Source organism: Flavobacteriales bacterium, from assembly GCA_016712535.1.
Taxonomy (GTDB): domain Bacteria; phylum Bacteroidota; class Bacteroidia; order Flavobacteriales_F; family PHOS-HE28; genus PHOS-HE28.
The window spans coordinates 894,805-916,255 of the sequence record JADJQW010000002.1 but is presented as its reverse complement, the minus strand read 5'-3'; the positions used below and the strand labels follow the sequence as shown (position 1 = coordinate 916,255).

Annotated in this window: 36 protein-coding genes; all 36 read right to left on the bottom strand. The window is 61.4% G+C overall.

Translation table 11 applies throughout. The annotated features are described in order from the left end of the window. Nucleotides 1-53: 53 nt before the first annotated feature. The 36 genes from eno to IPK70_03605 all read right to left on the bottom strand — a co-directional run bounded on the left by eno (nt 54) and on the right by IPK70_03605 (nt 21,273). Nucleotides 54-1,340 carry a phosphopyruvate hydratase gene (gene eno, locus IPK70_03780; protein ID MBK8226278.1) on the bottom strand — a complete coding sequence of 429 codons (1,287 nt, stop codon included), beginning with the start codon at nt 1,338-1,340 and terminating at the stop codon, nt 54-56. 76 nt (nt 1,341-1,416) lie between these two features. Further along, entirely contained in the window at nt 1,417-2,553 is a 1,137-nt protein-coding gene (carA, locus tag IPK70_03775; GenBank protein MBK8226277.1) for a glutamine-hydrolyzing carbamoyl-phosphate synthase small subunit, read from the bottom strand. A gap of 74 nt (nt 2,554-2,627) precedes the next feature. After that, nucleotides 2,628-2,957 carry a carboxypeptidase-like regulatory domain-containing protein gene (locus tag IPK70_03770; GenBank protein ID MBK8226276.1) on the bottom strand — a complete coding sequence of 110 codons (330 nt, stop codon included), beginning with the start codon at nt 2,955-2,957 and terminating at the stop codon, nt 2,628-2,630. Nucleotides 2,958-3,048: 91 nt separating this feature from the next. Further along, nucleotides 3,049-3,537 (bottom strand): 50S ribosomal protein L17, encoded by a 489-nt coding sequence (rplQ, locus tag IPK70_03765; GenBank protein MBK8226275.1) that lies wholly within the window; start codon nt 3,535-3,537, stop codon nt 3,049-3,051. Between the two features lie 71 nt (nt 3,538-3,608). Then, nucleotides 3,609-4,598: a DNA-directed RNA polymerase subunit alpha gene (locus IPK70_03760; protein ID MBK8226274.1), complete on the bottom strand. Its 990-nt coding sequence runs from the start codon at nt 4,596-4,598 to the stop codon at nt 3,609-3,611. 102 nt (nt 4,599-4,700) lie between these two features. Further along, the gene (rpsD, locus tag IPK70_03755) at nt 4,701-5,306 is read right to left on the bottom strand and encodes a 30S ribosomal protein S4 (protein MBK8226273.1); all 606 of its coding nucleotides are present in this window, start codon (nt 5,304-5,306) and stop codon (nt 4,701-4,703) included. 84 nt (nt 5,307-5,390) lie between these two features. Continuing rightward, nucleotides 5,391-5,804, bottom strand: coding sequence for a 30S ribosomal protein S11 (gene rpsK / locus IPK70_03750; protein ID MBK8226272.1), 414 nt, complete (start codon nt 5,802-5,804; stop codon nt 5,391-5,393). A 62-nt stretch (nt 5,805-5,866) separates the two neighbouring features. After that, a complete protein-coding gene (gene rpsM, locus IPK70_03745; protein ID MBK8226271.1) occupies nt 5,867-6,244 on the bottom strand; it encodes a 30S ribosomal protein S13 in 378 nt (125 codons plus the stop codon). 18 nt (nt 6,245-6,262) lie between these two features. Then, nucleotides 6,263-6,379, bottom strand: coding sequence for a 50S ribosomal protein L36 (rpmJ, locus tag IPK70_03740; GenBank protein MBK8226270.1), 117 nt, complete (start codon nt 6,377-6,379; stop codon nt 6,263-6,265). Between the two features lie 14 nt (nt 6,380-6,393). Next, on the bottom strand, nt 6,394-6,615 hold the full coding sequence (gene infA / locus IPK70_03735) for a translation initiation factor IF-1 (GenBank protein MBK8226269.1): 222 nt from the start codon (nt 6,613-6,615) through the stop codon (nt 6,394-6,396). A gap of 76 nt (nt 6,616-6,691) precedes the next feature. Then, nucleotides 6,692-7,498, bottom strand: coding sequence for a type I methionyl aminopeptidase (gene map, locus IPK70_03730; GenBank protein MBK8226268.1), 807 nt, complete (start codon nt 7,496-7,498; stop codon nt 6,692-6,694). 3 nt (nt 7,499-7,501) lie between these two features. Beyond that, nucleotides 7,502-8,839: a preprotein translocase subunit SecY gene (secY, locus tag IPK70_03725; protein MBK8226267.1), complete on the bottom strand. Its 1,338-nt coding sequence runs from the start codon at nt 8,837-8,839 to the stop codon at nt 7,502-7,504. Beyond that, entirely contained in the window at nt 8,836-9,309 is a 474-nt protein-coding gene (rplO, locus tag IPK70_03720; protein MBK8226266.1) for a 50S ribosomal protein L15, read from the bottom strand. Before rplO ends, secY begins: the two co-directional genes overlap by 4 nt. A gap of 20 nt (nt 9,310-9,329) precedes the next feature. Next, complete coding sequence (gene rpmD, locus IPK70_03715; protein MBK8226265.1) at nt 9,330-9,509, bottom strand: 50S ribosomal protein L30; 180 nt, start codon at nt 9,507-9,509, stop codon at nt 9,330-9,332. Nucleotides 9,510-9,540: 31 nt separating this feature from the next. Beyond that, complete coding sequence (gene rpsE, locus IPK70_03710; GenBank protein MBK8226264.1) at nt 9,541-10,059, bottom strand: 30S ribosomal protein S5; 519 nt, start codon at nt 10,057-10,059, stop codon at nt 9,541-9,543. Between the two features lie 12 nt (nt 10,060-10,071). Beyond that, entirely contained in the window at nt 10,072-10,425 is a 354-nt protein-coding gene (locus IPK70_03705) for a 50S ribosomal protein L18 (GenBank protein MBK8226263.1), read from the bottom strand. A gap of 10 nt (nt 10,426-10,435) precedes the next feature. Continuing rightward, complete coding sequence (rplF, locus tag IPK70_03700) at nt 10,436-10,990, bottom strand: 50S ribosomal protein L6 (GenBank protein MBK8226262.1); 555 nt, start codon at nt 10,988-10,990, stop codon at nt 10,436-10,438. A 12-nt stretch (nt 10,991-11,002) separates the two neighbouring features. Further along, on the bottom strand, nt 11,003-11,401 hold the full coding sequence (gene rpsH / locus IPK70_03695; GenBank protein ID MBK8226261.1) for a 30S ribosomal protein S8: 399 nt from the start codon (nt 11,399-11,401) through the stop codon (nt 11,003-11,005). A gap of 62 nt (nt 11,402-11,463) precedes the next feature. Then, on the bottom strand, nt 11,464-11,733 hold the full coding sequence (gene rpsN, locus IPK70_03690; protein MBK8226260.1) for a 30S ribosomal protein S14: 270 nt from the start codon (nt 11,731-11,733) through the stop codon (nt 11,464-11,466). Nucleotides 11,734-11,750: 17 nt separating this feature from the next. Continuing rightward, nucleotides 11,751-12,305 carry a 50S ribosomal protein L5 gene (rplE, locus tag IPK70_03685; GenBank protein ID MBK8226259.1) on the bottom strand — a complete coding sequence of 185 codons (555 nt, stop codon included), beginning with the start codon at nt 12,303-12,305 and terminating at the stop codon, nt 11,751-11,753. Nucleotides 12,306-12,308: 3 nt separating this feature from the next. Further along, nucleotides 12,309-12,629, bottom strand: coding sequence for a 50S ribosomal protein L24 (gene rplX / locus IPK70_03680; protein MBK8226258.1), 321 nt, complete (start codon nt 12,627-12,629; stop codon nt 12,309-12,311). A 3-nt stretch (nt 12,630-12,632) separates the two neighbouring features. Continuing rightward, nucleotides 12,633-13,001, bottom strand: a complete 369-nt coding sequence (gene rplN / locus IPK70_03675) for a 50S ribosomal protein L14 (protein MBK8226257.1) — start codon at nt 12,999-13,001, stop codon at nt 12,633-12,635. 13 nt (nt 13,002-13,014) lie between these two features. After that, nucleotides 13,015-13,296, bottom strand: a complete 282-nt coding sequence (gene rpsQ, locus IPK70_03670; protein ID MBK8226256.1) for a 30S ribosomal protein S17 — start codon at nt 13,294-13,296, stop codon at nt 13,015-13,017. Beyond that, nucleotides 13,293-13,505 (bottom strand): 50S ribosomal protein L29, encoded by a 213-nt coding sequence (gene rpmC, locus IPK70_03665; GenBank protein MBK8226255.1) that lies wholly within the window; start codon nt 13,503-13,505, stop codon nt 13,293-13,295. The genes rpsQ and rpmC overlap by 4 nt, the downstream gene beginning before the upstream one ends. Nucleotides 13,506-13,514: 9 nt before the next feature. After that, nucleotides 13,515-13,937 (bottom strand): 50S ribosomal protein L16, encoded by a 423-nt coding sequence (gene rplP, locus IPK70_03660; protein ID MBK8226254.1) that lies wholly within the window; start codon nt 13,935-13,937, stop codon nt 13,515-13,517. 6 nt (nt 13,938-13,943) lie between these two features. Then, nucleotides 13,944-14,792 carry a 30S ribosomal protein S3 gene (gene rpsC / locus IPK70_03655; GenBank protein ID MBK8226253.1) on the bottom strand — a complete coding sequence of 283 codons (849 nt, stop codon included), beginning with the start codon at nt 14,790-14,792 and terminating at the stop codon, nt 13,944-13,946. 17 nt (nt 14,793-14,809) lie between these two features. Then, complete coding sequence (gene rplV / locus IPK70_03650; protein MBK8226252.1) at nt 14,810-15,208, bottom strand: 50S ribosomal protein L22; 399 nt, start codon at nt 15,206-15,208, stop codon at nt 14,810-14,812. 2 nt (nt 15,209-15,210) lie between these two features. Beyond that, complete coding sequence (gene rpsS, locus IPK70_03645) at nt 15,211-15,480, bottom strand: 30S ribosomal protein S19 (GenBank protein MBK8226251.1); 270 nt, start codon at nt 15,478-15,480, stop codon at nt 15,211-15,213. 14 nt (nt 15,481-15,494) lie between these two features. Then, the gene (gene rplB, locus IPK70_03640; protein ID MBK8226250.1) at nt 15,495-16,334 is read right to left on the bottom strand and encodes a 50S ribosomal protein L2; all 840 of its coding nucleotides are present in this window, start codon (nt 16,332-16,334) and stop codon (nt 15,495-15,497) included. Nucleotides 16,335-16,337: 3 nt separating this feature from the next. Then, the gene (rplW, locus tag IPK70_03635) at nt 16,338-16,631 is read right to left on the bottom strand and encodes a 50S ribosomal protein L23 (protein MBK8226249.1); all 294 of its coding nucleotides are present in this window, start codon (nt 16,629-16,631) and stop codon (nt 16,338-16,340) included. A gap of 3 nt (nt 16,632-16,634) precedes the next feature. After that, entirely contained in the window at nt 16,635-17,267 is a 633-nt protein-coding gene (gene rplD, locus IPK70_03630) for a 50S ribosomal protein L4 (protein MBK8226248.1), read from the bottom strand. A gap of 1 nt (nt 17,268) precedes the next feature. Beyond that, nucleotides 17,269-17,886, bottom strand: a complete 618-nt coding sequence (gene rplC / locus IPK70_03625) for a 50S ribosomal protein L3 (protein MBK8226247.1) — start codon at nt 17,884-17,886, stop codon at nt 17,269-17,271. A 46-nt stretch (nt 17,887-17,932) separates the two neighbouring features. Next, nucleotides 17,933-18,238, bottom strand: coding sequence for a 30S ribosomal protein S10 (gene rpsJ / locus IPK70_03620; GenBank protein ID MBK8226246.1), 306 nt, complete (start codon nt 18,236-18,238; stop codon nt 17,933-17,935). Nucleotides 18,239-18,251: 13 nt separating this feature from the next. After that, a complete protein-coding gene (gene fusA / locus IPK70_03615; protein MBK8226245.1) occupies nt 18,252-20,360 on the bottom strand; it encodes an elongation factor G in 2,109 nt (702 codons plus the stop codon). Nucleotides 20,361-20,384: 24 nt separating this feature from the next. Further along, on the bottom strand, nt 20,385-20,849 hold the full coding sequence (rpsG, locus tag IPK70_03610) for a 30S ribosomal protein S7 (GenBank protein ID MBK8226244.1): 465 nt from the start codon (nt 20,847-20,849) through the stop codon (nt 20,385-20,387). A 25-nt stretch (nt 20,850-20,874) separates the two neighbouring features. Then, nucleotides 20,875-21,273, bottom strand: a complete 399-nt coding sequence (locus IPK70_03605; GenBank protein ID MBK8226243.1) for a 30S ribosomal protein S12 — start codon at nt 21,271-21,273, stop codon at nt 20,875-20,877. Nucleotides 21,274-21,451: the final 178 nt, after the last annotated feature.

Sequence of the window (21,451 nt, the reverse complement as noted above, 5' to 3'; positions counted from 1 at the left end):
GGAAAGGCAACCCCTTCGTGCGTCACGAGGATGTCCACCTCGAGGATCCGGCTTCAGCTAACGTACCGCAGGCTCTTGCCGGGATAGATCCCCGCAGGGCCCAGCTGCTCTTCGATGCGCAGCAGCTGGTTGTACTTGGCGATCCGGTCGCTGCGGCTGGCGCTGCCGGTCTTGATCATGCCGCAATTCAGGGCCACGGCCAGGTCAGCGATGGTGCTGTCCTCGGTCTCCCCGCTGCGGTGGCTCATCACGCTGGTGTACTTCGCGCGATGCGCCATCTCCACGGCCTGGATGGTCTCGGTGAGCGTGCCGATCTGGTTCACCTTCACGAGGATGCTGTTCGCGATGCCCTTATCGATGCCTTCTGCTAGTCGTGCGGTGTTGGTCACGAACAGATCATCGCCCACGAGCTGCACCTTACCGCCGATGGCCTCGGTGAGCTTCTTCCAGCCGGCCCAATCGTCCTCGGCCATGCCGTCCTCGATGCTCACGATGGGATAACGCTTCGCCCAATCCGCCCACATCGCCACCATCTCATCGCTGGTGAGCACATCACCGGTGCTCTCGAGCGCGTAGCGCTTCTTCTTCGCATCGTAGAACTCGGTGCTGGCGCAATCGAGCGCGAGCACGATATCATCGCCGGGCGTGTAGCCCGCCGCTTCGATGGCCTGCACCACCAGCTTCAGGGCGTCCTCGTTGCTGGGCAAGTCGGGCGCGAAGCCGCCCTCATCGCCCACGTTCGTGCTGAGGCCTTTCTTCTTCAGGACCGCCTTCAGCGCGTGGAAGACCTCAGCGCCCATGCGCAGGCCATCGCTGAACCGCTTGGCACCCACGGGCATGATCATGAATTCCTGAACATCCACCTTATTGTCGGCGTGCGCGCCACCATTGAGGATGTTCATCAATGGCACGGGCAGCGTGCAGGCGTTCACGCCACCGACGTACCGGAAGAGCGGCAGGTTCAATTCAGCTGCAGCCGCCTTGGCCACCGCAAGGCTCACGCCGAGGATGGCGTTCGCGCCGAGGTTGGCCTTGTTCGGCGTGCCATCGAGGCCGATGAGGGCCTTGTCGATCATGGCTTGATCGGTGATGAGCGCACCGTGCAGCTCGTTATTCAGCGTGGAGTTCACATGCTCCACAGCCTTGCGCACGCCCTTGCCGAGGTAGCGCTTCTTGTCGCCATCGCGCAGCTCCATGGCTTCGTGAGCGCCGGTGCTGGCTCCGCTCGGAACGGCTGCCCGTCCCATGTGGCCGCTATCGGCCCAGACATCGACTTCAATGGTGGGATTGCCCCGTGAATCGAGGATCTCGCGTGCGTGGATCTTGGCGATCAGGCCCATCGGTGGTTGAGGGTTGAAGGTTCGTGCGGCCCGCTTCGTTCCTCGCGGTCGCAATGACAGGTTTGGGGTTGACTGGCTACGCGCTTTGCGGCACTGAACGGCTCGTGCGCACCCGGGCTTTCATCAGTTCAACGAAACGGTCGAAGAGGTATCGGCTATCGAGCGGCCCGGGGCCTGCTTCCGGGTGGTATTGCACGCTGAACACCGGCCGGCCCTTCAGGCGGAAGCCGGCTACGCTTCCATCGTTGAGGTGGACGTGCGTGATCTCAATAGCAGCGTTCGCCTCCGCATCGGAGCGATTCACGACGAATCCGTGATTCTGCGAGGTGATCTCATCGCGGCCGGTGGTGAGGTCCTTGATCGGGTGGTTGATGCCGCGATGCCCGTGGTGCATCTTCTCCGTGCGCATGCCCATGCTCTCCGCCAACAGCTGATGACCGAGGCAGATTCCGAAGACGGGAAGTCCGCTGGCCACCAAGTCCTTCACCTGTTCAACGCTGGCAGGCATTGCAGAAGGGTCGCCGGGGCCATTGCTCAGCATGATGCCATCGGGTTCCCAGGCATGAATCTCCTCGAGAACCGTGGTCATCGGGAACACGCGCACCTGGCAACCGCGCTCAATAAGGCAACGCTCGATGTTGCGCTTCACGCCGAAGTCGATGAGCGCCACGCGGAAAGCAGCATCGGCGCTGCCCATCTGATAGGCCTTCTTGGTGCTCACGGTGCTGCTCAGCTCCAAGCCTTCCATGCTGGGGACCGCGGCCAGACGTGCGCGCAGGACCGCCACGTCCATGACACTGCTGCTGATCAACGCATTCTGCGCACCATGGTCGCGGATGTGCCGGACGAGCTTGCGCGTGTCGATATCGCTGATGCCCACGATGCCATGCCCCTTCAAGTGATCATCGAGCGAGCCGGATCCGCCCGGGCGGCTCCACACTTCGCTGTACTTCTTGACAACCAGACCTGCAATGGTCGGCGCCCCGCTCTCCTCTTCCCCCGCCTTCACGCCGTAGTTGCCGATATGCGGCGAGGCCATGGTCATGATCTGGCCGGTGTAGCTCGGGTCCGAGAAAATCTCTTGGTAGCCGGTCATGCCGGTATTGAAGCAGATCTCCCCGACAGTGATGCCCTGTGCCCCGATGGCGCGTCCGCGGAAAAGCGTTCCATCCGCTAGGAGCAGCAGGGCTTCGGGGCGCTGACTGATGAGCATGATTACGGGCGGCCGCGAAGATACCCGGACCTGCCCTCAACGGAAGCAGTGATCGTCCACAGGTGTTGAAAAGCTCAGCGCGGATAGGATGGCAGTTTCACATTGTGGATCAGAGCTCGGTCAACTAGGATCTCAATTGTGTCCGTGCGCGGCACGTAGCCTTCGGCACTGAAGCGCACCGCATATCTCCCCGGCGGCGCATTCGGCCGCAGCAAGTAGAACCCATCGAAATCGGTCATGCCCGGCCCATCCTTGCTACCCGCAACATCGATCCTCGCGAATGGAATCGGCTCGCCGGTGAAACCGTCGGTGACATGACCTTGGATGAAGTACAGATGATGCTTGCCCTTTTGTGCTACCGCCTTCATGGGAAGCAAGAGCACAAGCACCATTAGGAAGCGCATGCCGCAAATAAAGGACGGCGTAGACCCTCGCCGTCTGCAACGCGAAGAGGCGCCCCTGAGAGCGCCTCTTCGGTCAAGCCTTGTTTCGGACTTATTCAGCTTTCGCCTCGTCGGCGCCAGCTTCCGGCTTCGCTTCCCCTTCGGCCTTCTTGGCAGCGGGGCTGCGACGGCTGCGACGGGTCTTCTTGGCGTCAGCACCGGCCTTCTCCTTCACATAAAGCGTGTTGAAGTCCACCAGCTCGATCATGGCCATTTCCGCGGCATCGCCCAAGCGGTTGCCAAGCTTGATGATGCGGGTGTAGCCACCGGGGCGTTGCGCCACTTTGGGGGCTACGTCGCGGAAGAGAATGGCGGTGGCCGATTTGTTCTGAAGATCGGCGAAGACCATGCGGCGGCTGCTGGTGCTATCGTCCTTGCTGCGGGTGATGATCGGCTCCACGTAGCGGCGCAGGGCACGGGCCTTGGCCAAGGTGGTCTCGATGCGCTTGTGCTCGATGAGCGAGATAGCGAGGTTGCTCAGCAGCGCGTCGCGGTGGGCCTTCTTGCGGCCGAGCGCGTTGTTCTTGTTTCCGTGTCTCATCGTCTATCTCGGTTGTGGGTTGGTTTTTCATGATTGCAATGGTGCGAGGGCTCCCCTCACGCCGACTTACATCACTCTTTATCCAGCTTGTATTTGCCGAGGTTCATCCCGAAGCTCAGGCCCTTGTTCTCCACCAGATCCTCGAGCTCGGTGAGGCTCTTCTTCCCGAAGTTCCGGAACTTCAAGAGGTCGTTCTTGTTGTAGCTCACCAGGTCGCCGAGGGTCTCGATGTCGGCCGCCTTGAGGCAGTTCAGCGCGCGCACGCTCAGGTCCATGTCCACCAATTTGGTCTTCAGGAGCTGGCGCATGTGCAGGCTGTCCTCGTCGAAGTTCTCTTCCTGCACGCGCTCTTCCATATCGAGGCTGATGCGCTCGTCGCTGAAGAGCATGAAGTGGTGGATGAGGATCTTGGCAGCCTCCTGCAAGGCGTTCTTCGGGCTGATGCTGCCGTCGGTGACCACCTCGATGGTGAGCTTCTCGTAATCGGTCTTCTCCTCCACGCGGGTATTCTCCACGGTGTACTTCACGTTCTTGATCGGCGTGAAGATGGAGTCGATGAAGATGGTGCCGATGGGGGCGTTCACCTTGTTCTCATCGGCGGGCACGTAGCCTCGGCCCTTGCCGACGACCAAATCGATGTGCAATTTCACGTTCGGCTCCATGTGGCAGATCACCAGGTCGGGGTTGAGCACCTGGAAGCCGGTGGTGCTGCGGCCGATATCGCCTGCAGTGAAGCTGTCCTTTCCGCTGATGGTGATGCTCACGCGCTCGCTGCTGCTGTCCTCGAGCTGGCGTCGGAAGCGCACCTGCTTGAGGTTGAGCACGATCTCGGTCATGTCCTCGATCACGCCCTTGATGGTGCTGAACTCATGGTCAACGCCTTCAACGCGCACGCTGGTGATGGCATAGCCTTCAAGGCTGGAAAGCAGGATGCGACGCAGCGAGTTGCCGATGGTGATGCCGTAGCCGGGCTCGAGCGGGCGGAACTCGAAGATGCCGCGCTTCTCGTCGGATTCGATCATCGTGACCTTGTCGGGGCGCTGGAATTCGAGGATGGGCATGTGGGTTTGCTTGTTGTTGTCTGTTGTCCGTTGTCCGTTGTCAGTGCTTGTCCATACGCATCACCGGCTCCCTGACAACGGGCAACCGCTGATGGCTCACGCTTACTTCGAGTACAATTCCACGATGAGCTGCTCGCGGATGTTCTCCGGTATCTGCGCGCGCTCGGGCATGGTGATCATCTTGCCGCTCAGGCTGTTGGGGTTCCATTCGAGCCAGTCGAAGCGACGGCTGTTCACCGAGACGCTATTGGTGATGGCTTCCAGCGCACGGCTCTTCTCGCGCACGGCCACGTTTTGGCCAGGGCGAAGCGAATAACTCGGAATCGTAACCACACCACCATCAACGGTGATATGTCCGTGGCTCACTAGCTGGCGAGCGGCACGGCGCGTGGGGGCGATGCCCAAGCGGAACACGGTGTTATCGAGGCGCGCCTCGCAGAGCTGAAGCAATACCTCACCGGTGATGCCCTTCTTGCTGGCCGCGGTGTGGAACATCTTCTCGAACTGGCGCTCGAGGATGCCATAGGTGTACTTGGCCTTCTGCTTCTCCTTCAGCTGCGTGGAGTATTCACTCTGCTTGCCGCGGCGCTTGGTAAGGCCGTGCTGGCCGGGTGCATGGGGCTTGCGCTCCATCCATTTCGTGGGGCCGAGGATGGCTTCGCCGAATTTGCGGGCGATGCGGGTCTTGGGTCCTGTGTAACGTGCCATTGATCTTCGATTTGGGTGCGGCCTTGGTTTTCCCGCACCAACAACGGAGCGCGCGTCCATCGCGCCCCTACAGGTTGATTGGTTTTATACGCGGCGCTTCTTAGGTGGACGGCAGCCGTTATGGGGCATGGGGGTGATGTCGACGATCTCGGTGACCTCCACGCCGTTGTTGTGCAGCGCGCGGATGGCGCTCTCGCGTCCGCCGCCAGGCCCCTTCACGAACACCTTCACTTTGCGCAGGCCCAATTCGAAGGCCTCGCGTGCGGCCTCTTCGGCGCTCACTTGGCCCGCGTACGGGGTATTCTTCTTGCTCCCGCGGAAGCCCTGCTTGCCTGAAGAGGACCAGCTGATCACCTCGCCCTTGTTGTTGGTGAGGCTGATGATCAGGTTGTTGAAGGTGGCTTGGATGTGGGCTTGCCCAAAGGCCTCCACGACCACTTTCTTCTTCTTCTTCTTGCCAGCGGCGGCGCCGCCTTTGCCTTCTTGCTGCTTTGCCATTGTCGTTTCGATTGGTCGGGGTGGTTCACGCGCGCCCAAGAGAGGGCGCATCATGATGCCCCCTACTTGGTCGCTTTCTTCTTGTTGGCCACGGTCTTGCGCTTGCCCTTGCGGGTGCGGCTGTTGGTGCGGGTGCGCTGGCCGCGAACGGGCAGGCCGCTGCGGTGGCGCTGGCCCCTCCATGCGCCGATATCGACCAGGCGCTTGATACTGAGCTGGACCTCGCTGCGAAGGGCGCCCTCCACCTTCACCTGCTCATTGATGTGCTGACGGATGCGCGCTTGCTCATCATCGGTCCAGTCGTCCACCTTGGTGTCGGGGTCCACACCAGCTGCCTGGAGGATCTCCAGCGCCCTGCTGCGGCCGATGCCATAGATGTAGGTGAGGCCGATGGCCCCGCGCTTGGTCTTGGGTAGGTCGATGCCTGCGATACGTGCCATGCTCGTTCGGTTGTGTTCTCAGCCTTGACGCTGCTTGAACTTGGGGTTCTTCTTGTTGATGATGTACAGACGCCCTTTGCGACGGACGATCTTGCAGTCCGCGGAGCGTGGTTTGAGGGAGGCCCTGACCTTCATGGTGCTCTGGTTCTTTAGCTCTTGTATCGGAAGGTGATGCGGCCCTTGCTCAGGTCGTACGGGCTCATCTCCACTTTCACCTTGTCGCCGGGCAGGATCCGGATGTAATGCATCCGCATCTTGCCCGATATGTGGGCGATGATCACGTGACCGTTCTCGAGCTCCACGCGGAACATGGCATTGCTCAGCGCCTCTTTGATGACGCCGTCCTGCTCGATGGTCCCCGTCTTGCTCATCTCCTTCCTTTCGTTCCTTTTCTTGTTCGTTCCCTATCCTTCCAGTTCACCGCGCTGGGCCAACCATGGCTCGCCCCTATGCGGTGATCGATTCACCCTTCTTCTTCAGCACATCCTCGATGTAACTGAAGGTTGACAATACCTCGGCCTTCCCGGCCCTCACGGCCACGTTGTGCTCATAGTGCGCGCTGGGCTTCCCATCGCGTGACACCACGGTCCATCCGTCGGTGAGCTGTCGCACTTCCTTCACGCCCATGTTGATCATGGGCTCGATCGCGAGCACCATCCCGCGCGTCAGCTTCACGCCATGCCCGCGCCGTCCATAATTGGGCACTTCGGGGGCCTCGTGCAGCTTGCGCCCCACGCCGTGACCGACCAGTTCCCGCACCACGCCGTAGCCGTTGCTCTCCGCATGGTGCTGGATCGCGAAGCCGATATCGCCAGTGCGATTGCCCTCGACCGCCGCTGCGATGCCGTGATCCAAGCACTCGCGCGTGACGCGCAACAGGCGCTTCACCGGTTCGGCCACCTCGCCCACCATGAAGGTGTACGCGCTGTCGCCATAGAACCCGTTCATCAGCACACCGCAGTCCACGCTGGCCACATCACCCTCTTTCAGGGCACGATCACCGGGCAGCCCGTGAACGACTTGCTCGTTCACGCTGATCAGCAAGGTGCTGGGGCAATCGTAAAGCCCCTTGAATCCGGGCACTGCGCCGTTGTCGCGGATGAATTCCTCGGCCATGCGATCGAGCTCTCCGGTGGTGACACCGGGGCCGATCCGCCTGGCCACTTCCGCCAAGGTCTTGCCAACAAGCAAAGAACTCTCCTTCAACACCGCGATCTCGTCATCGCTCAGGTTCACCAGGGGTTTGCTCCCCATGGTTCACCCAGCCATGCCGTAGGCCGCTCCCTGATTCCTTCCCTTGATCCGCCCGCTCTTCATCAATCCGTCGTAATGGCGCATCAAGAGATGACTTTCAATCTGCTGCAGCGTGTCCAAGAGCACGCCCACCATGATCAACAATGAGGTTCCACCGAAGAACTGCGCGAAGCCCTGCTTAATGCCCATCATGCCCGCGAAGGCCGGGAGGATCGCCACCATGCCAAGGAAGATGGCGCCGGGCAGGGTGATGCGCGATAGCAATTCATCAATGTGCGAGGCCGTGGCCTTGCCAGGCTTCACGCCAGGGATGAAGCCTCCGTTGCGCTTCATGTCGTCGGCCATCTGGTTAGGATTCACCGTGATGGCGGTATAGAAGTACGTGAAGGCGACCACCATGAGGAAGAGGGCGATGTTGTAGCCCCAGCTCTGGCTGTTGGTGGCGGTCTGCATCCAGTTGCGCACGCTCTCGCTCAGGAAAGGCGCCTGGGCGATGTACATGGGGATGAGCACGATGGCCTGTGCGAAGATGATGGGCATAACACCGGCGGCATTCACCTTCAACGGGATGTAGTTGCGCACGCCGCCGTACTGCTTGTTGCCCACCACGCGCTTGGCGAATTGAACCGGGATGCGGCGCGTGCCCTGTACCAGGAGGATGCAGCCAGCGATGATGAGCACCCAGAGCACCACTTCGACCAGCAGCAGCACCAGGCCACCGCCGCCAGGGCCCATGCGGCCCACCACTTCCTGTGCGAAGCTCTGCGGCAATTGCGCGAGGATGCCGATCATGATGATCAACGAGATGCCGTTGCCCAAGCCGCGCTCGGTGATCCGCTCACCCAGCCACATCACGAAGAGCGTGCTGGCCGTAAGGATGAACACGCTTCCCCAGACCCAGCCCAGGTTATCGAGCGGAGCGGCTCCTTGCTCGATGCTCGTGTACAGGTATCCCGGGGCCTGCGCCATGCAGATGGCGATGGTCAGGTAGCGGGTCCATTGGTTCAGCTGGCGACGGCCGCTCTCCTCCTTCTGCTTCTTCTGCACCGCCGGGATGGCGATGCCTGCGAGCTGCATGATGATCGATGCGCTGATGTACGGCATGATGCCCAAAGCGAAGATGCTCGCGCGGGTGAAGGCGCCTCCCGTGAAGATGGCAAGGATCTCGGCGATGCCGCCGCCGCCTGCGCTGTTGCGGGCCATGGCCACGCTGTCCACACCGGGCAGGATGATGAAGCTGCCGATGCGGTAGACCAGCAGCAGGCCCAGCGTGATGAGGATGCGCGTGCGCAGCTCCTCGATGCGCCAGATGTTCTTGATCGTGTCGATCAGGTTCTTCATGCCTCAGTCTTGGGGGCGATGGTGGCGATCACTTCGGCTTTGCCGCCCTTGGCCTCGATGGCTGCCTTGGCGGAAGCGCTGAATGCGTGCGCTGTGATATTGAGTGCGCTGGTGACCTCACCGCGGCCAAGCACCTTCAGCAGGTCGTTCCGGGCGATGAGGCCGTTGGCGCGCAGCACGGCTGGATCGATGACCGAGAGGTTCTTCTCGGTGGCCAGCGTCTGCAAGGCATCGAGGTTGATGCCCTTGTACTCTACGCGGGTGGGGTTGGTGAAACCGAACTTGGGCAGGCGGCGCGCCAAAGGCATTTGTCCGCCTTCGAATCCGCGCTTGCGATTGTAGCCCGTACCGGCCTTCTGGCCCTTATGGCCTTTGCCGGACGTGCCGCCACGGCCGCTGCCTTGGCCGCGACCCATGCGCTTGTTCTTCTTCGTGGCCCCTTCGGCGGGCTGGAGTTTGCTCAGGTCCATGATCGTTCGCTCTAAGGGGTTCAGGCCGCTTTCACGCTCACCAGATGCTGCACCTTGTTCACCATGCCGAGCACCTGCGCGGTGCCTTCATGCGTGATCGTCTTGCCGATGCGTCCAAGTCCGAGGGCCTTCAGGGTGGCCTTCTGCCGCTGGGGGCATTTGATCTGGCTGCGGGTCTGTGTGATGGTGATCTTGCTCATGGCCATATGCCGTTGGTTCGGCTAGGTGTCGTTATCCGTTGAATACGCGTTCCAATTTCACTCCGCGCTGGCGCGATACCTGGATCGCATCGCGCATGTTCGTGAGCGCCTCGATGGTGGCCTTCACCACATTGTGCGGGTTGCTGCTGCCCTTGCTCTTGGCAAGCACGTCGGTGATGCCCACACTCTCGAGCACAGCGCGCATGGCGCCGCCAGCGATCACGCCCGTACCGTGCGCTGCAGGCTTCAGGAAAACCTGCGCCCCGGCGAACTTGCCCTCTTGCGAGTGCGGGATGGTGCCTTTCATCACAGGCACCTTCACCAGGTTCTTCTTGGCGTCGTCGATGCCCTTGGCGATGGCCTCCTGCACTTCCTTGGCCTTGCCCAGGCCATGGCCGACCACGCCATTCTCATTCCCCACCACCACGATGGCGGCGAAGGTGAAGGTGCGGCCGCCCTTGGTCACCTTGGTGACACGGTTCAGGGCCACGAGCTTATCCTTCAGCTCGAGGTCGCTGCTCTTGACCTTCTTGTTGTTCGGTTCGGACATGTGCTGATGAGATCAGAAGTTGAGGCCTGCTTCGCGGGCGGCTTCGGCCAGCGCCTTCACGCGGCCATGGTACAGGTAGCCATTACGGTCGAACACCACTTTATCGATGCCGGCGGCCTTGGCCTTCTCGGCGATGGCCTGGCCCACGACCTTGGCCTGCTCGATCTTCGCGATTCCGTTGGCCTTCTTGTCCTTCAGTGAAGAGGCGCTCACCAAGGTGCGGCCGGCCACGTCGTCGATGATCTGGGCGTACATGCCCGTGTTGCTGCGATAGACCGACAGGCGCGGGCGTTCGATGGTGCCTTGCACCGTCTTGCGCACCCGTTGCTGGATCTTCTGTCTGCGTGCTTCCCTGCTGAATGCCATGGCTCAATGATTATTTGCCTGCCGCTTTACCTGCCTTGCGACGCACCACTTCGCCCACGAAGCGCACACCCTTGCCCTTGTATGGCTCAGGCTTGCGCAGTGAACGCAGCTTGGCGGCCACCTGGCCGATGAGTTGCTTATCCGGGCTCTCGAGGCGGATGATGGGATTCTTCCCTTTCTCCTGCGCTGCCGCCACCTTGATCTGCGGGGGCAGCACGAGGGTGATGCCGTGCGAATAGCCCAGTGCGAGCTGCAATTGCTGGCCCTTGGCGGTGGCACGGTAACCCACGCCCACGAGTTCCTGCTCGATCACGTAGCCCTCGCTCACTCCCTTCACCATGTTGGCGATGAGCGCGCGGTACAGGCCATGCTTCGCGCGGTGCGGCTTGGCGTCCGTCGGGCGCTCAAGGGTCACGACCGAACCCTCCTTCTTCATGTTGATCACGGGATCGACAGCCTGCTCCAAGGTTCCCTTGGGGCCCTTCACGGTGATCAGGTTCTTATCGCTGATGCTGACCTCCACCCCTTTGGGCAGATTGATCGGCGCTTTTCCAATTCGGCTCATGGTAGTGTGTTCTTAGCTCACGTAGCAGAGGACTTCGCCTCCCACGTTCAGCGCGCGCGCCTCCTTGTCGGTGACCACTCCTTTGCTGGTGGAGATGATGGCCACGCCGAGGCCGTTGAGCACGCGGGGCAGCTGCTCCACATGGGCGTACTTGCGCAGGCCGGGCGTGCTTACGCGGCTCAGCTCGCGGATGGCGCTCTGGCGGGTCTGCTGATCGTACTTGAGCGCGATCTTGATGAGGCCTTGCTTACCGTCATCTTCGGCCTTCCAGGAGAGGATGTAGCCTTTATCGTAGAGGATCCGCGTGATATCCTTCTTCAGGTTGCTCGCGGGCACCACCACGACCTTCTTGCGCGCCATAATGGCGTTCCGCAGGCGGGTGAGGTAATCGGCGATGGGGTCGGTGGTCATGGTCGTTTCTTTTTGGGCTTGTCATTCCGGGCACGACCCGGAATCGCGTCCTCGCATCTGTCTTACCAGCTGCACTTGGTTACTCCGGGAATCTTGCCTTCGAGGGCCATGTTCCGGAACATGTTGCGCGAGATGCCGAACAGGCGGATGTAACCGCGAGGGCGCCCGGTGATCTGGCAGCGGTTGTGCATGCGCACCTTGCTGCCATTCGCAGGGAGCTGCTGGAGCTTCTCCCATTCGCCGGCCTTCTTCAGCGCAGCGCGCTTGGCGGCGTACTTCTCCACCATGCGTGCGCGCTTGCGCTCGCGGGCTTTCATGGATTCCTTGGCCATGTTCTGGATTGTTGCGTTTACTTCTTGTCTGAGAATGGGAATCCGAACGCGGTGAGCAGGCTCTTGGCCTCCTCGTCGGATCCGGCGGTGGTGACCACGGTGATGTCCATGCCTTGCATGCGAGTCACCTTGTCGATGTCAATCTCCGGGAAGATGATCTGCTCCTTCACGCCGAATGTGAAGTTGCCGCGGCCGTCGAAGCCGGTGGCCTTCACGCCTCGGAAGTCGCGCGTACGGGGCAGGCTCACCGAGATGAGGCGGTCCAGGAACTCATACATCCGGTCGCCCCGCAGGGTGACACGAGCGCCGATGGGCATGCCTTTCCGGAGCTTGAAATTGCTGATGTCCTTGCGGGATACGGTGGGCACGGCCTTTTGACCAGCGATGCTTGTCATTTCGGCCACGGCATTCTCCACCACTTTCTTATCGCCCACAGCAGAGCCGAGGCCCTGATTGAGGCTGATCTTCACGATGCGCGGCACCTGCATGGGGCTGCTGTACCCGAACTCCTTCTGGAGGGCCGGGGTCACCTCTGCCGTGTATTTGGCGCGTAGCCGGGGAACGTAGGTCATGGCTTAGGCCTTGGATTTCTTGGTCTTCACGTAACGCTCCAGCTTGCCTTCCTTGTCCAATCGACGGCCCACACGACCGGGTTCGCCGGTCTTGGCATCGATCAGCATCAGGTTGCTGAGATGGATGGGGCCTTCCTTGTCCACGATGCCGCCTTGAGGGCTGGCCGTGGAAGGCTTGCTGTGCTTCTTCTTGATGTTGCGGCCCTCGACGATGGCGGTCATGCGCTCGCGGTTCACCTCGAGCACGCGACCTTGCTTGGTGCGGTCCTCGCCTGCGAGCACCACGACCATATCGCCTTTCTTGATGTGCGTCTTCTTCTGCATGGCTTAGAGTACTTCGGGGGCCAGGGAGATGATCTTCATGAACTTCTTCTCGCGCAGCTCCTTCGCGACCGGACCGAAGATGCGGGTGCCCTTCATCTCGCCTGCAGCGTCGAGGATCACCACCGCATTGTCGTCGAAGCGGATGTAGGAGCCATCCTTGCGACGGGTCTCCTTCTTGGTGCGGACCACCACGGCCTTGTGCACGGTGCCCTTCTTGGCTTGGCCGTTGGGCATGGCGTCCTTCACGGTGACCACGATGGTGTCGCCGATGCGCGCATAGCGGCGGGCGGTGCCACCGAGCACGCGGATGCAGAGCACCTCCTTGGCGCCGCTGTTATCGGCCACGTTGAGTCGGGATTCCTGTTGGATCATGGGGGTGCGGGGATTACTTGGCGCGCTCGATCACTTCCACCAGGCGCCAGCGCTTCAGCTTGCTCACCGGGCGGGTCTCCATGATGCGCACGGTGTCGCCGATATGGGCCTCGCCCTTCTCATCGTGCGCCATGAACTTGCTGGAGAGCTTCACGAACTTGCCGTACTTGGGGTGCATCACGCGACGCTCAACGGTCACCGTTATGCTCTTGCTCATTTTATCGCTGGTGACCACGCCGACACGCTCCTTGCGGAGGTTGCGGGCAGTGGCGGCTGAAGTGGTCTCGGTGCTCATTTGCTGGCCGTGTTTACGAGTTCGCGCTTTCGGAGCTCGGTGAGGATGCGCGCCACTTCCTTTCGCTTGGAGCGCAACTGCATGGGGTTCTCGATGGGGCTGACGGTGTGGCTGAAGCGCAGCTTGGTGAGCGCGCCCCGCTCTTCCTGCAGCTTATCCTGCAGTTCCTGCATCGTCAGGTCGTTGAGTTCAAGTCCTTTCTTCTTCATGGCGCTCGCTTATTGACCGTCGTAGTCTTCGCGCATCACGAACTTGGTCGGGATGGGCAGTTTCTGTGCGGCCAGGCGCAGTGCTTCCTTGGCCGTGGCGGTTGGCACGCCATCCACTTCGAAGATGATCCGGCCGGCGTGGCATACGGCGACCCAATGGTCCAATGAACCCTTGCCCTTACCCATGCGCACCTCGGCGGGCTTGCTGGTCACAGGCTTGTCGGGGAACACCTTGATCCACACCTGACCTTCCCGCTTCATGTGGCGGGTGAGCGCCACGCGGGCGGCCTCGATCTGGCGGCTGGTGAGCCACACGCTCTCCATGGCTTTGAGGCCGAAGGACCCTAGGCTCACGCGGTGACCGCGTTGGGCCTGACCCTTCATACGGCCCTTATGCATATTGCGGCGCTTGCTGCGCTTCGGTTGCAACATGGCTTCTTAGCTATTACGGTTATTTCCACCACGACCGCCGCCGCCAGGGCCGCGACGATCATTACCACCGCCGCCGAAGCGACGCTCTCCGCCAGGGCCGCCTGGTCCACGGCGATCTCCACCCGGGCCACGGCGATCACCGCCACGACGCTCAGGACGATCACCGCCCATGCGCGGCCCGGCCGGGCCCCCGCCTTTAGGCTGGCCTACGTTCGGGCTGAGGTCGCGCTTGCCATACACCTCACCGCGGCAGATCCAGCATTTCACTCCGATGCGGCCCATCTTGGTGTGCGCTTCGGTGATGGCGAAATCGATGTCGGCGCGCAGGGTGTGCAGGGGAACACGGCCATCGCGGTACTTCTCGGTGCGTGCGATCTCAGCACCATTGAGACGGCCGCTCACTTGGAGCTTGATGCCTTCAGCACCCATGCGCATGGTGCTGGCCACGGCCATCTTCATGGCGCGGCGGAAGCTGATGCGGCCTTCGAGCTGGCGCGCGATGCTGTCGGCCACCAAGCGGGCATCGAGCTCAGGGCGCTTGATCTCGAAGATGTTCAGCTGCACGTCCTTGCCGGTGAGCTTCTTCATCTCCTCGCGGAGCTTATCCACTTCAGCGCCACCCTTGCCGATGATCACGCCCGGGCGCGCGGTGTTGATGGTGACGGTCACGAGCTTCAGGGTGCGCTCGATGACGATCTTGCTCACGCTCGCTTTCTTCAAGCGGGCCATCAGGTAGGTGCGGATCTTCTCGTCCTCCACCAATTTCTCGGTGTAGTCGTTGCCGCCGTACCAGTTGCTGTCCCAGCCCTTGATGAAGCCGAGGCGCTGCCCGATCGGATGTGCTTTCTGTCCCATTGTGCGTTGTTCTCGGCTTAGGCTTGAGTGCTGTCGACGATCAGGCTCACGTGGTTGCTCCGCTTCTTCATGCGATACGCGCGGCCTTGCGGAGCGGGCAGCATGCGCTTGAGGCCACGGGCCTCATTCACTTGCACGCTTGTCACCTTCAGAGCGGCCTCGTCGGCTTTGCGGCCTTCGTTCTTGGCCTCCCAGTTGGCGATCGCGCTCATCAGGAGCTTCTCCAGGTCGCGGCTGCTGTGGCGGGTGCTGAAGCGCAGGATGCCCAGCGCCTTGTCCACGTTCTCGCCGCGGATCAGGTCGGCCACCTGGCGCATGCGGCGGGTGCTGGTGGGCACATTGCGCAGGTGCGCGATGGCCACGGTCTTCATGGCTTCCTTGCGCGCTTTCGCGGCGAGATGCTTACGCTGTCCCATGATCAATTGCTCTTGTTGCCGGAGTGTCCGCGGAAGGTGCGCGTGGGCGCGAACTCGCCCAGCTTGTGACCGACCATGTTCTCGGTCACGTACACGGGGATGAACTTGCGGCCGTTGTGAACGGCGATGGTGAGGCCCACGAATTCGGGGCTGATGGTGGAAGCGCGCGACCAGGTCTTGATCACGTTCTTCTTGCCCGAGGTCTGGGCGTCAGCCACGCGCTTGCTCAGCTTGTAGTGGATGAACGGCGGTTTCTTGAGTGAACGGCTCATGATCTATGCTTGGACTAGGCGCCCTTCTTGGCGTTGATGCGTTCCAGGATGAAGCGATTGCTGCGGCTCTTCGGCGCGCGGGTCTTCTTGCCTTTGGCCAGCAAGCCCTTGCGGCTGCGCGGATGCCCGCCGGAGGCGCGGCCTTCGCCACCGCCCATCGGGTGATCCACCGGGTTCATGGCCACCGGGCGGGTGCGCGGACGACGGCCCTGCCAGCGGCTGCGGCCGGCCTTGCCGCTCTTCTGCAGCATGTGCTCGCCGTTGCCCACGGTGCCAACGGTTGCCAGGCAGGCCACCAGCACCATGCGCAGTTCGCCGCTCGGCATCTTCAAGGTGGCGTACCGGCCCTCACGCGCGCTGAGCTGCGCGAAGGTGCCTGCGCTGCGCGCGATGGACCCGCCCTTGCCGGGCTGCAGTTCCACGTTGTGCACCACGGTGCCCAACGGAATCTCGCTCAGCGGGAGCGCGTTGCCTACTTCGGGCGCGACCCCGCTGCGGCCGCTCAAGAGCGTCTGCCCTACCTGCAGGCCATTCGGTGCGAGGATGTACCGCTTCTCGCCATCCGCGTAATTGAGCAGGGCGATCCGGGCGCTGCGGTTCGGATCGTACTCGATGGTCTTCACCGTTGCAGGGATGCCGTGCTTGTCTCGCTTCACATCGACGATGCGGTAGCGCTGCTTATGACCACCGCCGATGTAGCGCATGGTCATCTTTCCCTGGTTGTTGCGGCCACCTGACTTGGTGGTGCCGCTGGTCAGGGACTTCTCCGGCACGTTGGTAGTCACGCCCTCGAAGTCGGTGATCACGCGGTGGCGCGTGCCGGCGGTAACGGGGTTGAGCTTGCGGATACCCATGGCTTAGATGCTGCTGTAGAGATCGATGGTGTCGCCGGCCTTCACGGTAACGATGGCCTTCTTCACTGAGGGCGTACGGCCGCGGAGGATGAGGCTCTTGGTGTAGCGCGTGCGACGCTTCCCATGGCTGATCATGGTGCGCACACCGGTAACGGTGACTTTGTATTCCTTCTCCACGGCTTCCTTGATCTGCACCTTGTTGCTGGTGCGGTCAACCACGAAGCCGTAGCGGTTCTCCTTCTCGCCCTGGGCCGTGAGCTTCTCCGTGACGATGGGTCGGATGATGATCTGGCTCATGGCTTACTTGGTAAGGGTTGCCTCCAACGGGGCGATCGCGTCCTTGGCGATGATCAGCCCGTTGGCGTTCATGATATCGTAGGTGCTGAGCTCGCTGGCAACCACCACGCGGGCGCGCTGCACATTGCGGCTGCTCAGCAGCAGGTTCTCATCCTTGGCGGGCACCACGATCACGGCCTTGCGCGCACCGAGCGAGAAGGCGTTGAGCAGCGCCGCGAATTCCTTGGTCCTGGGTGCGCTCATGGCGGCGCTGTCGAGCACCTTGATCGCGCCATCCTTGGCCTTGTAGGTGAGGGCGCTGCGGCGGGCCAGGTCCTTCACCTTCTTGTTCAGCTTGAAGTGGTAATCGCGTGGCTTCGGGCCGAAGACGCGCGCGCCACCTGGGAAGAGCGGGCTCTTGATGGAGCCTTTGCGGCTGCCGCCGGTGCCCTTCTGGCGATGCAGCTTCTTGCTGCTTCCGCTCACCTCGCTCTTCTCGAGCGTCTTGGCGGTGCCTTGGCGCTTGTTGGCCAGGTGCTGCTTCACGTCCAGCCAGATGGCGTGGTCGTTGGGCTGCTCGATGGCGAACACCGCATCGTTCAGCTTGGCTTTCTTGCCGGTGGACTTGCCGTCCTTGCTGTAGATCTCGATCTCCATCTTACTTCCAGATGATGACGATGCTGCCTTTGGGACCGGGAACGGTGCCCTTGAGCAGCAACAGGTTCTTGCTAGCATCCACTTTCACCACCTTCAGGTTCTCGGTGGTGATCTTGTTCCCGCCGGTGCGGCCCGCCATGCGCATGCCCTTGAACACGCGGCTGGGGTAAGAGCTGCCGCCCAGCGAACCGGGAGCGCGGCTTCGATCATGCTGGCCGTGGGTGGCTTCGCCCACGCCGCTGAAGCCGTGGCGCTTCACTACGCCCTGGAAGCCCTTGCCCTTGCTGTTGCCAGTGACCGTGACGAAGCTGCCTTCCTCGAATAGGTTGACGTCAACGGTATCGCCCAGCTTCAGCTCGGTCTCGAATTCCTTGAACTCGTGCGACTTCACCTTGGGAGTGGTATTGGCCTTCTTGTAGTGGCCCATCTCGGCTGCATTCGAGCTTTTCGCGCGGCGCTCGCCGAAAGCCAGTTGCACCGCCTGGTAGCCGTCCTTCTCCGCGGTCTTCACCTGGCTCACCACGTTAGGGGCAGCCTCGATCACGGTGCAAGCCACAAGGCTGCCGTCCGTATCGAACAGGCTGGTCATCCCGATTTTCTTTCCGATTAGTCCGCTCATGGCTGATGTTGTTGAGTCGAGAACTGCTGTTGCCTTGGGTTCCCGGTCAGACTTTGATCTCCACCTCCACGCCGCTGGGGAGCTCCAGCTTCATCAGCGCATCAATCGTCTTGCTCGAGGAGCTGTAGATGTCCATCATGCGCTTGTAGCTGCACAGCTGGAACTGCTCGCGGGCCTTCTTGTTGACGTGCGGGCTGCGCAGGACAGTGAAGGAGCGCTTGTGGGTGGGCAGGGGAATAGGACCGCTCACCACGGCGCCGGTGGTCTTCACCGTCTTCACGATCTTCTCCGCGCTCTTGTCAACCAGGTTATGGTCGTACGATTTGAGCTTGATCCGGATCTTCTGGGTCATCTGGGTTCGCGGATTAGGCAGACACTTTTCCACGCACTTTGGCCAATACGGCTTCGGTGACGTTGTTGGGTGCAGGAACGTAATGGCTGAATTCCATGGTGCTGCTGGCGCGGCCAGAGCTCATGGTGCGCAGGGAGGTCACATAGCCGAACATCTCGCTCAAGGGCACCGTGCCCTTGATGGCTTTCGCGCCAGCGCGGTCCTCCATGCCCATGATCGTACCGCGACGGCGATTGAGGTCGCCCACGATATCGCCCATGTTCTCCTCGGGCGTGATCACCTCGATCTTCATGATCGGCTCGAGCAGCACGGGCTTGCACTTGGGAACCGCGTTGCGGAACGCAGCCTTGGCGCAGATCTCGAAGCTCAGCGCATCGGAGTCCACGTTGTGGAAGGAACCGTCGTACAGCGTCACTTTCAGGCTTTCCATCGGGAAGCCTGCGAGCACGCCATTCTTCAAGGAAGCCTCGAAGCCCTTGGAAACCGGACCGATGAATTCCTTCGGGATCGAACCGCCCTTGATCTCGTCGATGAACTCCAAGCCCAATTTGGCGGGGTCCGTCTGCGGCTCGATACGCACATGGATGTCGGCGAATTTGCCCCGGCCACCCGTTTGCTTCTTGTACAATTCGCGGTGCTCCACGCTGCCGCTGATGGCTTCCTTGTACTTCACCTGCGGCGCACCCTGGTTGCACTCCACCTTGAACTCGCGCTTCATGCGGTCCACGAGGATCTCCAAGTGCAATTCGCCCATGCCGCTGATCACGGTCTGGCCCGTATCCTCGTCGGTGTGGACCTTGAAGGTAGGGTCCTCCTCAGCGAGCTTCGCCAAGGCGGCGCCCATCTTGTCCAGGTCAGCCTGTGTCTTGGGCTCCACCGCGATGCCGATGACCGGCTCGGGGAAGCTCATGCTCTCGAGGATGATCGGGTGGTCTTCAGCGCAAAGCGTATCGCCCGTGCGGATATCCTTGAAACCAACCGCGGCACCGATGTCACCTGCCTCGATGCGCTCCACGGGATTCTGCTTGTTGGAGTGCATCTGGAAGATGCGGCTGATGCGCTCCTTCTTATCACTGCGGGTATTGAGCACGTAGCTTCCGGCCTCGAGCACGCCGCTGTAAGCGCGGAAGAACGCCAAGCGGCCCACGAACGGATCCGTCGCGATCTTGAATGCCAGTCCGGCAAAGGGCTCATCCGGATCGGGTTTACGGGTTGCCTCCGCATCCGTTCTCGGGTCAATGCCTGTCACAGCTTCCAAATCCAAAGGGCTGGGCAGGTAGGCCATCACCGCATCGAGCATGGTCTGCACGCCTTTGTTCTTGAAGGCGCTGCCACAGAGGATGGGCGTGATGCTCATGTTGATCGTGCTCTTGCGCACGGCCTCCATCACCTCCGCCTCGGTCAGGCTATCGGGGTCGGCGAAATACTTCTCCATCAACTTGTCGTCGCTCTCGGCAACGGCTTCGATGAGCTTATCGCGCCACTCCTTCACGGTGTCCTTCAGGTCCTCGGGAATGGGGACTTCCTTCCAGGTCATGCCCTGGTCGGATTCGTTCCACACCATGCCGCGGTTGTTGATCAGGTCGACCACACCGAGGAAATCGGCTTCGGCGCCGATGGGCACCTGCAAGGGAACCGGGTTCGCGCCCAAACGCTCCCGGATCTGCGCAACAACGCTGAAGAAGTCGGCCCCGCTGCGGTCCATCTTGTTCACGAAACCGATGCGCGGCACCTTGTACTTGTTGGCCTGACGCCAAACGGTCTCGCTCTGAGGCTCAACACCGCCTACGGCGCAGAAGAGGGCAACAGCGCCATCGAGCACGCGCAGGCTGCGCTCCACCTCAACGGTGAAGTCTACGTGGCCAGGGGTGTCGATCAAGTTGATCTTGTACTTGTCGCCGCGGTAGTTCCAACTGGTGGTGGTGGCGGCGCTAGTAATGGTGATGCCACGCTCCTGCTCCTGCTCCATCCAGTCCATGGTGGCGGCGCCATCATGCACCTCGCCGATCTTGTGAACCAGCCCGGTGTAGTAGAGGATGCGCTCGGAAGTCGTCGTCTTGCCCGCATCGATGTGGGCCATGATGCCGATGTTCCGCGTGTATGTCAGGTCCCTTTTGGCCATTGCTCGCTTGCTCTACCGTCGTTATCAGAACCGGAAGTGGCTGAAGGCCTTGTTGGCCTCGGCCATCTTGTGGATCTCCTCTTTCTTCTTGAAGGCCGCTCCTTCCTCCTTGCTGGCCGCGAGGATCTCGTTGGCGAGCTTCTGCGCCATGCTGCGCTCATTGCGTCCGCGCGCATAGCCGATCAGCCACTTCATGGCCAAGCTCTTCTTGCGCTCCTCGCGCACCTGTTGGGGAATCTGGAAGTTGGCACCGCCAACGCGGCGGCTGCGCACTTCCACTTGGGGCGTCACGTTCGTGAGGGCCTTGCGGAAGATCTCCAGGCCGTCCTCCCCGCTCTTCTCCGCCACGATGTCGATGGCGTTGTAGAAGATGTCGAACGACTTGCTCTTCTTGCCGTCGTACATCAGGTTGTTCACGAACTTGGTCACCTGCTCGTCGCCGAACTTGGGATCGGGCAGCGTGGTGTGCTTGACTGCTTTCTTGCGCATGTTCCTGTTCCTTTTCCGTTAGCGCTTACTTCTTCTTGGCAGGAGCGGCTCCGGCCTTGGGCTTCTTGGTGCCGTACTTGCTGCGGCGCTGGTTTCGTCCTTCAACACCGCTGGTGTCGAGCACGCCGCGCACGATGTGGTACTTCACGCCGGGCAGGTCCTTCACCCTGCCACCGCGCACGAGCACGATGCTGTGTTCCTGCAGGTTATGGCCCTCGCCGCCGATGTAAGCGATCACTTCGTAACCATTCACCAGGCGCACCTTGGCCACCTTGCGAAGTGCCGAGTTCGGCTTCTTCGGCGTGGTGGTGTACACCTTGGTGCACACGCCACGGCGCTGGGGGCACGACTTCAGAGCAATCGACTTGCTCTTGTAGACCGGGTTCTCGCGGCCTTTGCGGATGAGCTGCTGAATCGTTGGCATGAGGTGCTTTCGGCTTGACTGTCAGGCGTTTCCGTGTTTTTCTGGCGGAAAACGGGCTGCGAAAGTAGCGGAACTGTGTTTCCCACCAAGTCCTGTTCATGGAATTTTCTTCAAGGACAATGGACGAGCACAAGGATTTGTGCTGCTTCCCGTGCGGCGGCTTACTCATATATCACTG

What these genes read in the sequence shown, in the direction of transcription:
- secY (MBK8226267.1), bottom strand. Translation starts at nt 8,839, where the DNA reads ATGAAGAACCTGATCGACACGATCAAGAACATCTGGCGCATCGAGGAG.
- rpsQ (MBK8226256.1), bottom strand. Translation starts at nt 13,296, where the DNA reads ATGAGCACCGAGACCACTTCAGCCGCCACTGCCCGCAACCTCCGCAAG.
- rplQ (MBK8226275.1), bottom strand. Translation starts at nt 3,537, where the DNA reads ATGAGACACGGAAACAAGAACAACGCGCTCGGCCGCAAGAAGGCCCAC.
- rpsE (MBK8226264.1), bottom strand. Translation starts at nt 10,059, where the DNA reads ATGTCCGAACCGAACAACAAGAAGGTCAAGAGCAGCGACCTCGAGCTG.
- fusA (MBK8226245.1), bottom strand. Translation starts at nt 20,360, where the DNA reads ATGGCCAAAAGGGACCTGACATACACGCGGAACATCGGCATCATGGCC.
- IPK70_03770 (MBK8226276.1), bottom strand. Translation starts at nt 2,957, where the DNA reads ATGCGCTTCCTAATGGTGCTTGTGCTCTTGCTTCCCATGAAGGCGGTA.
- rpsK (MBK8226272.1), bottom strand. Translation starts at nt 5,804, where the DNA reads ATGGCAAAGCAGCAAGAAGGCAAAGGCGGCGCCGCCGCTGGCAAGAAG.
- rpsD (MBK8226273.1), bottom strand. Translation starts at nt 5,306, where the DNA reads ATGGCACGTTACACAGGACCCAAGACCCGCATCGCCCGCAAATTCGGC.
- rpmJ (MBK8226270.1), bottom strand. Translation starts at nt 6,379, where the DNA reads ATGAAGGTCAGGGCCTCCCTCAAACCACGCTCCGCGGACTGCAAGATC.
- rplN (MBK8226257.1), bottom strand. Translation starts at nt 13,001, where the DNA reads ATGATCCAACAGGAATCCCGACTCAACGTGGCCGATAACAGCGGCGCC.
- rpsS (MBK8226251.1), bottom strand. Translation starts at nt 15,480, where the DNA reads ATGAGCCGTTCACTCAAGAAACCGCCGTTCATCCACTACAAGCTGAGC.
- carA (MBK8226277.1), bottom strand. Translation starts at nt 2,553, where the DNA reads ATGCTCATCAGTCAGCGCCCCGAAGCCCTGCTGCTCCTAGCGGATGGA.
- rplP (MBK8226254.1), bottom strand. Translation starts at nt 13,937, where the DNA reads ATGTTGCAACCGAAGCGCAGCAAGCGCCGCAATATGCATAAGGGCCGT.
- rplV (MBK8226252.1), bottom strand. Translation starts at nt 15,208, where the DNA reads ATGGGACAGCGTAAGCATCTCGCCGCGAAAGCGCGCAAGGAAGCCATG.
- rplF (MBK8226262.1), bottom strand. Translation starts at nt 10,990, where the DNA reads ATGAGCCGAATTGGAAAAGCGCCGATCAATCTGCCCAAAGGGGTGGAG.
- rplC (MBK8226247.1), bottom strand. Translation starts at nt 17,886, where the DNA reads ATGAGCGGACTAATCGGAAAGAAAATCGGGATGACCAGCCTGTTCGAT.
- rplX (MBK8226258.1), bottom strand. Translation starts at nt 12,629, where the DNA reads ATGCAGAAGAAGACGCACATCAAGAAAGGCGATATGGTCGTGGTGCTC.
- rpsH (MBK8226261.1), bottom strand. Translation starts at nt 11,401, where the DNA reads ATGACCACCGACCCCATCGCCGATTACCTCACCCGCCTGCGGAACGCC.
- map (MBK8226268.1), bottom strand. Translation starts at nt 7,498, where the DNA reads ATGGGGAGCAAACCCCTGGTGAACCTGAGCGATGACGAGATCGCGGTG.
- IPK70_03605 (MBK8226243.1), bottom strand. Translation starts at nt 21,273, where the DNA reads ATGCCAACGATTCAGCAGCTCATCCGCAAAGGCCGCGAGAACCCGGTC.
- rpmD (MBK8226265.1), bottom strand. Translation starts at nt 9,509, where the DNA reads ATGAGCAAGATCACCATCACACAGACCCGCAGCCAGATCAAATGCCCC.
- rpsG (MBK8226244.1), bottom strand. Translation starts at nt 20,849, where the DNA reads ATGCGCAAGAAAGCAGTCAAGCACACCACGCTGCCCGATCCCAAGTTC.
- rpsM (MBK8226271.1), bottom strand. Translation starts at nt 6,244, where the DNA reads ATGGCACGTATCGCAGGCATCGACCTACCCAAGACCAAGCGCGGGGCC.
- rplB (MBK8226250.1), bottom strand. Translation starts at nt 16,334, where the DNA reads ATGGGTATCCGCAAGCTCAACCCCGTTACCGCCGGCACGCGCCACCGC.
- eno (MBK8226278.1), bottom strand. Translation starts at nt 1,340, where the DNA reads ATGGGCCTGATCGCCAAGATCCACGCACGCGAGATCCTCGATTCACGG.
- IPK70_03760 (MBK8226274.1), bottom strand. Translation starts at nt 4,598, where the DNA reads ATGCCCATCCTCGAATTCCAGCGCCCCGACAAGGTCACGATGATCGAA.
- rplD (MBK8226248.1), bottom strand. Translation starts at nt 17,267, where the DNA reads ATGGAGATCGAGATCTACAGCAAGGACGGCAAGTCCACCGGCAAGAAA.
- infA (MBK8226269.1), bottom strand. Translation starts at nt 6,615, where the DNA reads ATGAGCAAGACGGGGACCATCGAGCAGGACGGCGTCATCAAAGAGGCG.
- rplO (MBK8226266.1), bottom strand. Translation starts at nt 9,309, where the DNA reads ATGGACCTGAGCAAACTCCAGCCCGCCGAAGGGGCCACGAAGAAGAAC.
- IPK70_03705 (MBK8226263.1), bottom strand. Translation starts at nt 10,425, where the DNA reads ATGGCATTCAGCAGGGAAGCACGCAGACAGAAGATCCAGCAACGGGTG.
- rplW (MBK8226249.1), bottom strand. Translation starts at nt 16,631, where the DNA reads ATGAGCCAGATCATCATCCGACCCATCGTCACGGAGAAGCTCACGGCC.
- rpsC (MBK8226253.1), bottom strand. Translation starts at nt 14,792, where the DNA reads ATGGGACAGAAAGCACATCCGATCGGGCAGCGCCTCGGCTTCATCAAG.
- rpmC (MBK8226255.1), bottom strand. Translation starts at nt 13,505, where the DNA reads ATGAAGAAGAAAGGACTTGAACTCAACGACCTGACGATGCAGGAACTG.
- rplE (MBK8226259.1), bottom strand. Translation starts at nt 12,305, where the DNA reads ATGACCTACGTTCCCCGGCTACGCGCCAAATACACGGCAGAGGTGACC.
- rpsN (MBK8226260.1), bottom strand. Translation starts at nt 11,733, where the DNA reads ATGGCCAAGGAATCCATGAAAGCCCGCGAGCGCAAGCGCGCACGCATG.
- rpsJ (MBK8226246.1), bottom strand. Translation starts at nt 18,238, where the DNA reads ATGACCCAGAAGATCCGGATCAAGCTCAAATCGTACGACCATAACCTG.